Here is a 12,684-nt window from a genome sequence, read left to right as displayed (position 1 = left end):
GATAACAACCGACTTGAACTACGGCATCCCCTCTCCCCTCAGGCTGAAAGGAAGAGTATAGGCAAGCCGCAAAACAAGATTATTCAGCAATTGATTGAGCAGAAGCAAAATCTGATGGAGAGGCGTTCGGACTATATAAGTAATGCTCTAAAACGTGGCCTCGGTTCGGAAGCTGTAAAAGCCGAAATGGAAAAGATAGATAAGCAGATTCAACAAATTGACGAGAATATTCAGAAGCAATCAATAGAAGAACAAAAAAAGCATTTGGAATGGATGAGGAAAGTAAAAAAGAAGCCCAGGAAGATAAAAAGGAACAATATACGCACAAGACTGCAGAGGAGCAGAAGCAAAGTCTCATGACTTATACGATGCATAGTATTGTATCAGCAAACAACCAGCTGAAGAATTCCAAAATCACTAAAAGGGCACAAATTACATTAGAAAGCGAAGCTAAAGGTTGGGAAAACACTAACCCTTCAAGATCAACTACTTTGCGTGAGAAGGCAGAAGGCCTTAATGAGAAAATTATGGAGATTGTCTCAAATATCAATGAGTGCATTAGAAAAGCAGTGAATGAGGAAGCGACGATAATAGATCGAGATGAACCAAAGGATGAGAAAGAATCAAGTATAGAGGTTGGTAGGGTGTAGACTGAACAAGAGATCAATGCCTATGTGGATTCGGCTAAAGACGAAGCTAAGAATGCAGGTGTAAAGATTAATATTGCAGTTTAATTGGACTATTATTGCTATTTAGTAAAGAGGCTATTTGCTCAATAGGTTTGTTTATAAAATGAAGTGTTCAAAAATACGTAACCAAATGCTTATCGTTTATTATTAAATACTTAATATATATATTAAGTATTTAATAATAATATTGACTATGCTAATTACGGTGTGTTATATTGGAAGCGTTAATAAAATGGCTTGTTGATTTTAGGTACAACAAATTTTATTTTCGCATTCAGAGAGGATGGTTTAGGTGGCAGCAGCTGTAAAAGCAAAGATGATTGTAGACAAATCTTTTCGTATTGCTGAAGTCGATAAACGCATTTATGGTTCTTTTGTAGAGCATCTCGGGCGTGCTGTATATGGTGGTATTTATGAACCTACTCATTCGACTAGTGATGAAAGCGGTTTCCGCAATGATGTTAAAGAACTGGTAAAAGAGCTGGATGTTCCTATTATACGCTATCCGGGCGGCAATTTTGTATCCGGTTACAATTGGGAGGATGGTGTCGGCCCTGTTGCATCCAGACCTAGACAGTTGGAGCTGGCGTGGAGAACAGTGGAGCCGAATGAAGTAGGAACGAATGAATTTTTTAAATGGGCCAAGGATGTTGGCTCTGAAGTAATGATGGCGGTAAATCTGGGTACGCGTGGAATTGATGCGGCGCGTAATCTGGTGGAATATTGCAATCATCCAGGAGGCTCCTATTGGAGTGATTTACGTCGTAGTCACGGTATAGAGCAGCCACATAAGATTAAAACCTGGTGTCTTGGCAATGAGATGGACGGACCGTGGCAGATTGGGCACAAGACAGCGGAGGAATATGGTCGTCTGGCTGTAGAATCTGCAAAAGCCATGAGGCTGATTGATCCTGACATTGAACTTGTATCCTGTGGAAGCTCCAGCTCCACGATGCCGACGTTCCCGGAATGGGAGGCAACTACACTGGATCATACGTACGAGGTAGCCGACTATATTTCCCTGCACCAATACTACGGCAACCATGACAATGATACGGCTAATTATCTGGCACGTTCCATGGACATGGATCATTTTATTCATACTGTCATTTCGACTTGTGATTATATCAAAGCGAAGAAACGTAGCAAGAAAAAAATGATGCTCAGCTTTGACGAATGGAACGTATGGTACCACTCCAATGATGCAGACAAAAAAATCGATCCATGGTCTGTGGCACCACCGCAGCTTGAGGATATTTACAACTTTGAGGATGCATTGTTGGTGGGCAGCATGTTGATTACGTTCTTGCGTCACGCGGACCGTGTAAAAATGGCTTGCCTGGCTCAACTGGTCAACGTTATTGCGCCAATCATGACCGAGAATAACGGAAAAGCGTGGAAGCAAACGATCTTCTATCCGTATCTGCATGCTTCCCGTTATGGTCGTGGGGTATCACTGATGCCTGTAGTGGATTCCGAAAAATACGATTCCAAGGACTTTACAGACATTCCATATCTGGATAGCGCTGTGGTTTATGATGAAGAGGGAGACGCGCTGACTGTCTTTGCAGTGAACCGTCACTTGTCTGAATCGCTGGAGCTGACGGTAGATGTACGCAGTTTCGAAGGCTACCATATTGTCGAGCATACCGTGCTGGAGCATGATGATCTCAAAGCGACCAATAGCCCAGCTGGAGAAAAGGTTACGCCTCATAACGGTGGCAATGCCAAGCTTGAAGACGGAATTGTAAAAGCTCATTTGGGCAAAGCCTCGTGGAACGTTATTCGTCTTGCTAAATCTCATTAAATCTCATTAATTCTCTTTCTAAAAGGAACGGACTGAGTTATACCTAATAAGTCCGCATTCTCTCTTGTAAGGCTACTACAAGAGCAGGAATGCGGGCTTTTTGTATAAAATGAGCCATTTGTCCCTCCATCAACATAGTGCTCGAAAGGAAGAGGTAATTCCAATAAATATTATATTTATTCCTAAATTTAACTAGGTAAAGATGATCCTTAATCACTAAGTGTTCGTGCCTCGTACATTTTTATGAAGTTAATTAGACCCAGTGCCCACACTCCTGGGTGAAAAAAGGCCCTGTTGTACCGTTGTCAATGAATTGATATCTGAAATGAAGGTGTGTAATCCGTCTTAAATCCACGTTATACTTTAAAAGATAGCTATTTTAAATGAAAGATGGCTGTAGCATTTCGTGAAAGGAATGATCTCTATGAGTCAAACAGACGAATATCGTTTTCAAGTAAATTTGGGCGGCATGATTGATATTTTGGCCAATCATTTATATAGCAGTCCACGGGTGTTTATACGTGAAATACTACAAAATGCAACAGATGCGATCACGGCTCGCAAGGAGCTACGAAAGACTGAAGCTGAAAGTAGATCATTGAAAGAAGACAATATCCTTGAAGATACAGCTTCTGAAAGTAACGACTATGAAGGCAAAGTCATCGTGGAGCTATCCGGTGCCGGGGATCAGCAGGTATTGATGATTCAGGATAACGGTATTGGATTGTCTGAAGAAGACATTCACCGGTTTCTGTCGATCATCGGGCAGTCTTCCAAGAAGGGGGCTGATTTGCTAACCTCGGAGACTTCATTTATCGGGCGTTTTGGGATTGGCTTGCTGTCTTGTTTTATGGTGAGCGATGAAATTGTAGTACTGACCCGTTCGGTGAAGGAAGGCATCTCTATGGAATGGAGAGGGAAGCCAGATGGGACGTATACGATTCGTCGATTAGAGACTGAGCTGCCTATAGGGACGCAAATTTATTTGCGCTGTAAGCCGGGGAGCGAGTTTTATTATGAGCCAGCGCAGGTGAAAGACTCCTTATTTTATTATGGAGCCTTGCTGCCATATCCTGTCCTGCTGTCTGTAGACGGGGAGACCAAGCAGGTCAATCTTCCATCGACAAGCTGGATGCAGGACCCGGAACAATTACGGAGTCGACGCGGTGAGGTGCTGGATTTAGGCTATCGCCTAATGGGTGAGCGCTTCAGTGATTTTATACCGCTGCGAACGGCATCGGGCAGAACCGGCGGGATTGCATTCATTTTGCCTCGCAGTGTTAATCTGAACAGCAAGCGGCTGCATCGGGTGTATCTGAAGCATATGCTCGTGTCCGACAAAGCGGAAAATGTATTGCCAGAATGGGCATTTTTCATTAAAAGCCTGATTTGGACAGACGAATTGCAACCAACGGCATCTCGTGAATACTTTTATGAAAATGAGCAGCTTGATGCGGTTCGTTCCGAATTGGGAACCTGTATTCGGGAAGAACTGCTACGCATGGCGGAATATGAGCCAGACCGCTTGCAGCACTGGATTCGTTTGCACGAGCTATCCATGAAGGCGCTCGCGGTTGAGGATGATGAATTTCTGCGGATTATGCATCGCTGGTTTTCCTTCGAAAGTACTTTTGGGCGGCGCGAGCTGAGTGAACTGATCCGAGAGGCGGGCGGGTGTCCGCTCCATTACACGGCGACTGTGGATGAGTATCGCCAGATTACGCATGTGGCGGCAGCGCAATCGATGCTGGTGATCAACGGCGGATATATCTATGATTCAGAAATTTTGGATAAGCTGCACTGGATCGACGCTACCCTGCAAACAGAGCGACTCAGCCCTGAGGATGTATCTTTATCATTTACCGGGCTGACGCAGGAAGAGCACACCAAGTATTACGGTGTGCTACGTGTGATGGATGCTGCTTTGCAGCCGATGCGTTGCCGTGCTGAGTTGAAGCGTTTTGAGCCTGCGAGCTTGCCTGTGCTGTACACCATTTCACAGGATGCACTAACCTTGCGCTCCATGGAACACACAGTTGAAGAGACCACTTCGCTTTTTTCCAATGTGCTCGATAGTCTAAAAGCGGGAGTCCAGCAGAACGCGGGCTATTCGACCTTGTATTTTAATTTAAGCAACCCGGTAGTGGCGCGGATTTTTGAAGCTACCGATACACAGATGATTACGGCTGCAACAGAAATGATGTATGTGAATGCGCTTATGATGGGTCACTATCCGATGAACCGCAGTGAGCTAGGGCTGATGAACCGGAGTGTGCTGCATTTTATCAATTGGGGATTAGGGAACGGACAGAACACGTAATTGCGTAATTAAAGGAGGATTCAAATGGAAGAGACGATATATGAAATGATGGAGCAGGCGCAGGATATGCCCGGAGGGGCGGCAAAGCTGGCGATTCTGGAAGAGGCTGTTCGCCTGGCGGATACTTCAGGTTTGAAGGAGCTCGCTTATGAAATTCGGGGAGAGATTGTAGACTGTGCTATTTTTAACGGATATCCATTGAAGTCGCTGATTGCTTTTTCATGGCAGCTGGGTCAATTTGACCAAAATCCAGAGGAATACGACCCCGTTGAGCTGTTGTGGAACTATAAATGGATACTTGGAAAGGTGTGCAGTTTTCCGAATATATCAAAAACTCAAATCGAGGATCTGGTAGAGGATATGCGCAGACGTTATGCTGAATACGGGTATAATGAGCGACCATATTACTATTATAAGTTCCGCATCGCGATGGACATGGGTGAACTGGATGAAGCACGGCGGTATCTGGATATGTTCCGCGTAATTGAGCCAGACAGTATGAGTGATTGTGAAGCCTGTGAGCAGAGCCAGATGGTGCGATTCTATTACTTGACCGGAGAAGACGAGCAGGCGCTTACCGTGGCAAAACCGATTTTATCGGGACGGATGAGATGTGCAGAAGTGCCGCATGTGACGCTCTCGCAGGTGCTATTGCCGCTGTATCGTCAAGGCGAGGTTGATCAGGCGAAGGAGCAGTATCGCAAAGGCTATCGCCTGGTTCGTGATGACCGTGACTTCCTGAAAACGATAGCAGAGCATATTGAGTATTTGACGGTTGCAAATCCGATTGAAGGAATCGGAGTGGTGGAACGTCATTTGCACATCGCATTGGACTATGAGAGCGGATTGGAGCAAATGTATTTTTACGCAGCGATGGTAGGGCTGCTGCAAAAGCTGGATACTTCGAGAAAACTTCGTTTGATTCGGATGCCTGCATCTTTTGAATGGGGCAAACAGGAACGTACGTTAGAAGAGATCATTGCGTACTTCAGACCACTGGCAGAGTCTGCGGCAGCTGAATTTGATCGACGGAATGGGAATGCATTTTATTCGGAATGGATTGGGAAGATTGTTCAACCGGCGTAGAAGAACAGGCGACTGTGGCGAATATTTTATACAGCCCAAACAATGAACGAGTACAATATTCTTGTTTGAAATGACAGGAGGGATTATATCGTGACTATGACCCAGAAGGTGATTAATTTTGCACATCGCGGAGCTTCCAGGGTATGTCCTGAAAATACGATAGCGGCTTTCCGCCACGCGTTGGAACTAGGAGCAACAGGCATTGAAACGGATGTGCAGCGTACCCAAGATGGGCATTTGGTGCTGATTCACGATGAGTCGCTGGAGCGCACGACAGGTTGCCCGCTGGATGTAAGAGATATCACGCTGGAAGAATTAAATAAACTGGATGCAGGCAGTTGGTTTGATGAGAAATTTCGAGGCGAGCGGGTACCGATGCTGGATGAGTTACTGGAACTGGCCCAGTCCTCGGATACCATTATTAATCTGGAACTGAAAAATAGCATTCATCTCTATCCGGGGATGGAGGAAGAGGTCATTGCCGCTGTGAAGCGCTTTGGATTGGAAGAGCGGGTGATCTTATCCAGCTTCAATCATGAATCGCTCGCGCTCTGTGCGCAGATTGCCCCCGAGATCAAGACGGGAGCGCTGTATATTGAGATTATGGTTCGCCCATCGGAGTATGCAACCCAATTCGGGGCTACAGCACTTCATGCCTACAAGCAAGTGGTTACACCGGAAGCGGTGTCCGAGGCTTTGGCATTAGGCGTCGTCTACCACCCATGGACGGTGAATGAGCCGGAGGAAATGGAGCGTCTGCTGGAGGCCGGAGTGAACGGCATCATCACAGACTATCCTGATCGGTTGGCGCACATTCTAGCTGTCCACTCTTCCTAAGAGGAAGACGCAGTAAACCTACAGATAAGGATCGTAGGGAAGTAGATGTAGCTATGTATTAAAAGAAAAAAGACTCTCCTACGTACTCGCTTTCACGAGACAAGGAGAGTCTTTTTTTGGCTTGAGCCGAAGTGAATATCATCACGACGATTTTGATTCCGTTCTACTTGATGCCGAGTCTCATACGATAGCTGAACAGGATATCCAGTGTTCTGCCTTCAAAATGATTCTCAACCAGCTTCACGAAGCGGGCTATATCGTCGTCAAGCGTTCGATTGCCAAGTTTGAACAGGCTCTGAATTCCTCCCTGGCTAAGAGCGAGCCCAGTATAACGAGCAGCGTTACATTGCTCACGATTGTGGAAGACAATCTCCCGAATATAGCGGAATTGTCCGCTATGATGCAGATTAGCTAGATGCTGATCCTTGCTCCATTTATGAGCCTGTTGCTCTACAGGAGCTTCCTGTTCCAAAACGGTATCAGCTTTGGTGATAAGCTCTGTATAAGCTTGCTCTATCTGCCATTGCAGCACAGGAGGCCAGTCACAGTCAAAGGCTGCGAACACGCCGCCTTGTGCCAAGACCCTGCCTGCTTCCTGGAGTGTGCTCTCGGGGTCCATCCAGTGAAAGGACTGAGAACAGGTGATGACATCTACAGTGCCGTCCTCAAAGGGCAGGTTGTTGGAGAACCCGCTTTCGAAGGAAATGGTACCTGTCATTGTCGTTCCTGCTCTCTCCAGCTTGCGCTGCGCTATTCCTCTCATGTCCGGGTTAGGCTCGATGCCGACGATTCGACGAGCGGTGTCTTTCCGTATGAAAGTAGAGAGCCCAGTACCGCAGCCAATATCGGCAACTAGAGCTACGTTCCGATCCAGATAGCGGCTGATGATTTCCACGACGGGTGATGGCGCTTCTGGACGGTGTTGATCGTAGTTGTCGGCAAAGCCATTGAAACGATCCACATTACTTTGCAGATTTCCCTCAGGTATCATCGGGGCTTTTTCTCCTTAGTTTCGGCCGGGCGACCGCGTAAATTCCGATGCTCTGTACTTTTACATTGTACAAGTTTATGTGCTTAACCAGCTACTTTCGTGATTTCACAACATCATCGGATTTCGGTAGGAGGAAATCTTCCTATTTTATCATTGAAGCAAGTGCCCACTCACGCATCATGGAGTCAAGCATTGGACGCAAATCTTCGCGCTGCATGCCCATGTGGAGCACTGCTTCCAGATAGCCAGCTTTATCACCAATATCGTAGCGTGTGCCCTCCAGTTCCAATGCAAGCAGCTGGTTTTGCAATGCTACTTGATGCAGAGCATCTGTCAATTGGTATTCACCGCCCGCTCCAGTGGACATGTTCTCCAATATGGAGAAAATAGAAGGCTCCAATACATAGCGACCAATGACAGCCTGCCGCGAAGGAGCATCTGCCGGGGATGGTTTTTCAACAAGTCCGCCGACTTCATGAATAAGGCCATTTTGGTGAGTGGAGTCAATAATGCCGTATTTACTTACATCCTGTTCTTCTACCGTGCGCACGCCGACCACTTGCTTGCCAGTGGCTTCGTATACATCCATCATCTGGCGAATCGCCGGAGTGGAGGAATTCATAATATCATCGCCCAATAACACGGCGAAGGGCTCATCGCCAATGAACTGACGGGCGCAGCGTACCGCATGTCCCAAGCCGAGCGGTTCTTTTTGACGGATATAGTGAATGACGGCTTTGCCCCCGATGCTTTGAACTTCACGCAGAAGATCATATTTTCCCTTGCTCTCCAGTACTTGCTCCAGCTCTACAGACTTGTCAAAATGGTCTTCGATGGCTTTTTTATTACGCCCCGTAACGATAATGATGCTCTCAATTCCAGACTTGATGGCTTCTTCAACGATATATTGAATGGCTGGTTTATCTACGATTGGAAGCATCTCTTTTGGTAAAGCCTTCGTAGCTGGCAAAAAACGGGTTCCCAAACCGGCGGCAGGGATAACGGCTTTTGTAATTTTTCTCATAGAGATTCACTTTCCTTTCGGGATGGGGAACCGAACACCCAGTATCGGCTCCCGATATAATTGATGATCATTCCGGCTGCGGTGGCGATCAGCTTGCCTAAAGCAAGCGGCAGCTCGGTTTCAGTGTGAAGCACTTGCAGCAATAAGGAGGTTATCCCCAATACGATGAGGTTGATGACGATAAATTTGAGTAACTGACCTTTACTTGTGTTGTTTGCTTGTTGTTTGCTGAATGTCCATTTGCTGTTCAAAATATAACTGTTGGCTGTGCCGCAGCTGTACGAAATGATCTGCGCCACCACGACCGGCACTCCGGTCCAAGCCAGTAGCATAAAAATGATATAATCTACTCCTGTATTCACCAGACCTACGATGCCAAATCGGATCATAGGAAGCAGCTGGGCCATGCGACTTTTCATAGATTAGGCCCCACGACCGGATTTGGGTCCAGTATATACCGCGCTGTTGTCGCGTACTGTACGTTCACCCGAAATCAGACTATCACGGGCTCCTTTCATGTACAGGGACTCGCGTTGTTCAGGAACCTTCATAGCATGTGTCGGACCGTTATCGTATTGTCCACCCAGACGCTCACGGACAATGTAGAGTGGACGTGCTTTGGTTTCGTCATAAATCCGTCCAATATATTCACCCATAATACCGAGAATAATCAGAATCACTCCGTCGAAGATCAGGCTGATGCTAATCATGGATGACCAGCCTTTCATCACATAGGAATCGGTGAAAAAGTTAAGAAACAATACATACATCAGATACAGGAAGCCGGACATGGACAAAAGTGCGCCGATATAACCTGCCAGCTTGAGTGGCTTAATCGAAAAGGATGTGATCCCGTCGAGACTGAGCTTGATCATGCGTTTTAGCGGATACTTGGTTTCGCCTGCGAGCCGCTCATCGCGCTCATATTCAACAGCAGTTTGTTTAAAACCGATCCAACTGACCAGACCGCGTACGAATCGGTTATTTTCCGGCAGACGTTTCAATTCATCTATGACCTTGCGATCCATTAGGCGGAAGTCCCCGGTGTCGACCGGGATATTAATATCCGTTGATGCTTTAAGTACGCGGTAAAAGAGGCTGGCAGACCATTTCTTGAAGCGAGTTTCGCCATTGCGTTTGAGTCGTTTGGCGTAGACGACTTCATAGCCTTCCTTCCACTTGTTAGCCATCTCAATAATCAGTTCCGGCGGGTCCTGGAGGTCAGCGTCAATGACGACGACCGCCTCTCCCACCGCATAATCCATCCCGGCGGTAATTGCTAGCTGATGACCAAAGTTGCGAGAGAAATCAATCAATACAATCGTGTCATCTCTGAGACTGAATTCCTTGATGAGTTGGACGCTGCGGTCCGAACTTCCATCATTGACGAAGATCAGCTCGTAGGGCTCGCCCATTGAGCCCATGACTTGTTTCAGCCTCCGGTAGGTTTCCGTAATAACGGCTTCCTCGTTGTACATCGGGATAACTATGGAATAACGGATAGGTTCACTCATTCGTAGTTCCTCCTCATTTATAATGTGATTTCGTATAAAGTACCGCTTCCTCCACGCTCGTCTCCGCCAAATCCACCTTGACCATCCTGAGCGCTTGCGTTGGTGTTCGTGGTGTCGTTTCCGCTGTTCGTTGCTTTCACTGCTGTACTTGTTTCTGCTGTGGTTGTTGTTTTCCATTCATCTGTAGGGATTACTTTGCCGTGTTCTTTAATCCATGCAGTGACTTCGGAGTTGCCGCCGTCCGGTCCACCGCCGCCACCAGAAATCATAAAGTATTTCACTTGCCCACTTTCGACCAGCGCCTTGATTTTATCGACGGTATAGACCGGATCGGAAGACACAAAACCGTTCATAATAATTACTTTTTGTCCGGCGTCGACCAGGTAAGGAGCGGCTGTTGAATAATTACTTGCTGCGAAAAGATAGGTTTCACCTGTGTTATTTTTTTGCAAGTAGTTCAATGTTTTTTGATCTAAACTTTGGCTACCGTTCGGGCCTCCCATTCCTCTGGAACGGGTAGAAGCTTTTTGTTCCGTGTCTGTACTTGTTTGTGTGCTTGAAGTATTTCCAACAGAGTTGGAATTCTCTGCATTTTGAGTCTGGTTATTCATTTGAGTCCCTTCGGCTTGTTGACCATTGAAGCTTGCACCTCTATTGCCATCATTGCGGCCTGGCATTCCGCCACCGCCGTCGCCAAATTGAGTCGGTCCAGCTTGTGGAATCATGCTGTTCCCCCCGTAGACGATTGGTGTCATTGCCCAGTACACAGGGCCGATAAACATAGCGAGTACACTTGCGATAATGGCATATCTTGTGAACTTCTCGGATTTCATTCGTGCTACCACCAGGAGTGCTGTGCCGATGATCCCTAGGATCAATACCGCGATGGACCAGCCACTGCCGATGGTATCGTTGTAATTTTGTAGAATGAACCAGCTAAATACCGATGTTGCTAATACTGCCACGGGTAACAGCCAGGAGAGCCAGTTGGAATGCTCACGATACTGCTGCCACAATTCTACGAATCCTGCTCCGAAGAGCGCTGCAATCGGTGGTGCGAGCATAATTAGGTAATAATGATGGAAGAAACCTGCTACGCTGAAAAATGCAGCTACGGGAATCAACCAGGCGAGCCAGAAGATAACTTCTTTATGTTTCTGTGTGATATTACGGCGTCGAATACTGGCAAGCAGGCCGATGGAAGCAATGATTGCGAACGGAAGCAGCCAGCTGGCTTGGCCTGACAGGGAAGATTGGAACAACCGCAAAGGTCCCTTTTCACCAGTACCGAACATGCCGCCACCGGAATTTCCACCCGGGCCACCGCCTGGACCACCCGGGCCGTCTCCACCAGGAGCGCCTTGCCCGTTACCCCCAAATCCGCCCGGTGGCATTTGACCACCTGCACCGGGTCCGCCTGCTGCCATGTTGTTGGCACCAGAGTCATCCGTAGTGGTAGTGCTGCCAGATGATGTAGTCGTCTGGATCTGATCCGTGTTCGTAATGTTGCTATTCGTTGCAGCGTTATTGTTTTGCTCTGAGCGTTGACCGCCACGATTGCCACCTGTTCCCTGATCTCCTGTCAGGCGTGACAGGCCGTTATAACCGAAGGCCAAATTCAGTACAGAGTTGGTTCCGCTACTCCCCATATAAGGACGTTCATCGGCCGGAGTGGAATCCACTACGACTGCCCAAGAGAGCGATACAATCAGGAGAACCACTGCCGATCCTGCCAACGTTATTGCTTTTCGTTTCCAGTTATACTTGGAAGCCAGCAGATAGAATAGGCCCAACGCAGGAACGATCATATAGGCTTGCAACATTTTTTCGTTAAAGGCAATGCCGACGACTGCGAAAGCAGCCAGGATCAGCCCGGTTTTGCTATTTTTAAGGCCTCTGAACAATAGCCAAGTTGCGAGCAATAATGTGAAGACCAACATAGCGTCAATGTTATTCGTGCGGCTAACCGCTACGGCTATCGGTGTTGTTGCCATGGCGAAGGCAGCCAAACGTGCGGCCAGTGTACCAAAGCTCGGTTTGATGAGTAAGTAAACGAGCAAGACCGATCCGACCTGAGCCAGTGCCTGTGGCAGGATCACGCTCCATCCGTGAAGTCCGAATATATAGGCGCTCAACGTCTGAATCCAGAACACCACAGGCGGTTTGTCTACCGTTACCGATCCTGCAGAATCAAGTGAGGCGAAAAAGAAATTGTGAAAGCTTTGCAGCATGCTTGCTACTGCCGTCGTGTAGTAGGTGTTTACGTACTTGTCTTGCCAGATGTTGTATCCGTTCAAAAATGCGGATATCAGCATAATGATGATCAGGGGGATGTCTGCCCTTGTCTTAAACCATTTCTTAATCATGTTCATTCCACTCCCTGTGAAAGTTTCTTTGTATTTATTCCGATCTTGGC

10 protein-coding genes are annotated in these 12,684 nt (G+C 47.1%); 5 read left to right on the top strand and 5 right to left on the bottom strand.

Going from position 1 to position 12,684, the window contains the following annotated elements; all coding sequences use genetic code 11:
* Window positions 1-269 precede the first annotated feature (269 nt).
* From OIU26_RS19325 to OIU26_RS19305, 5 genes are all read left to right on the top strand, one after another.
* Complete coding sequence (locus OIU26_RS19325; protein ID WP_264217717.1) at window positions 270-650, top strand: hypothetical protein; 381 nt, start codon at window positions 270-272, stop codon at window positions 648-650.
* A 331-nt stretch (window positions 651-981) separates the two neighbouring features.
* Complete coding sequence (locus tag OIU26_RS19320) at window positions 982-2,496, top strand: alpha-N-arabinofuranosidase (protein ID WP_413987356.1); 1,515 nt, start codon at window positions 982-984, stop codon at window positions 2,494-2,496.
* A 424-nt stretch (window positions 2,497-2,920) separates the two neighbouring features.
* A complete protein-coding gene (locus OIU26_RS19315) occupies window positions 2,921-4,816 on the top strand; it encodes an HSP90 family protein (protein WP_264217716.1) in 1,896 nt (631 codons plus the stop codon).
* A 24-nt stretch (window positions 4,817-4,840) separates the two neighbouring features.
* Window positions 4,841-5,902 carry a hypothetical protein gene (locus tag OIU26_RS19310; RefSeq protein ID WP_264217715.1) on the top strand — a complete coding sequence of 354 codons (1,062 nt, stop codon included), beginning with the start codon at window positions 4,841-4,843 and terminating at the stop codon, window positions 5,900-5,902.
* A 90-nt stretch (window positions 5,903-5,992) separates the two neighbouring features.
* Window positions 5,993-6,739, top strand: coding sequence for a glycerophosphodiester phosphodiesterase (locus tag OIU26_RS19305; RefSeq protein WP_264217714.1), 747 nt, complete (start codon window positions 5,993-5,995; stop codon window positions 6,737-6,739).
* Window positions 6,740-6,902: 163 nt separating this feature from the next.
* Here OIU26_RS19305 and OIU26_RS19300 read toward each other — a convergent pair whose 3' ends face one another.
* The 5 genes from OIU26_RS19300 to OIU26_RS19280 form a co-directional block, all read right to left on the bottom strand.
* Window positions 6,903-7,730: a class I SAM-dependent methyltransferase gene (locus tag OIU26_RS19300; RefSeq protein WP_264217713.1), complete on the bottom strand. Its 828-nt coding sequence runs from the start codon at window positions 7,728-7,730 to the stop codon at window positions 6,903-6,905.
* A gap of 142 nt (window positions 7,731-7,872) precedes the next feature.
* Entirely contained in the window at window positions 7,873-8,754 is an 882-nt protein-coding gene (galU, locus tag OIU26_RS19295) for a UTP--glucose-1-phosphate uridylyltransferase GalU (protein WP_040102337.1), read from the bottom strand.
* On the bottom strand, window positions 8,751-9,173 hold the full coding sequence (locus OIU26_RS19290) for a GtrA family protein (protein WP_025674426.1): 423 nt from the start codon (window positions 9,171-9,173) through the stop codon (window positions 8,751-8,753). Before OIU26_RS19290 ends, galU begins: the two co-directional genes overlap by 4 nt.
* Window positions 9,174-9,176: 3 nt before the next feature.
* Window positions 9,177-10,268, bottom strand: a complete 1,092-nt coding sequence (locus OIU26_RS19285) for a glycosyltransferase family 2 protein (RefSeq protein ID WP_264217712.1) — start codon at window positions 10,266-10,268, stop codon at window positions 9,177-9,179.
* 17 nt (window positions 10,269-10,285) lie between these two features.
* Window positions 10,286-12,634: an ArnT family glycosyltransferase gene (locus OIU26_RS19280; protein ID WP_264217711.1), complete on the bottom strand. Its 2,349-nt coding sequence runs from the start codon at window positions 12,632-12,634 to the stop codon at window positions 10,286-10,288.
* Window positions 12,635-12,684 lie beyond the last annotated feature (50 nt).

Source organism: Paenibacillus sp. BT-177 (assembly GCF_025846815.2).
Lineage (GTDB): Bacteria > Bacillota > Bacilli > Paenibacillales > Paenibacillaceae > Paenibacillus > Paenibacillus polymyxa_C.
Note: the sequence above shows the minus strand (reverse complement) of the source record. Positions and strands in the feature narration are given on the sequence as shown.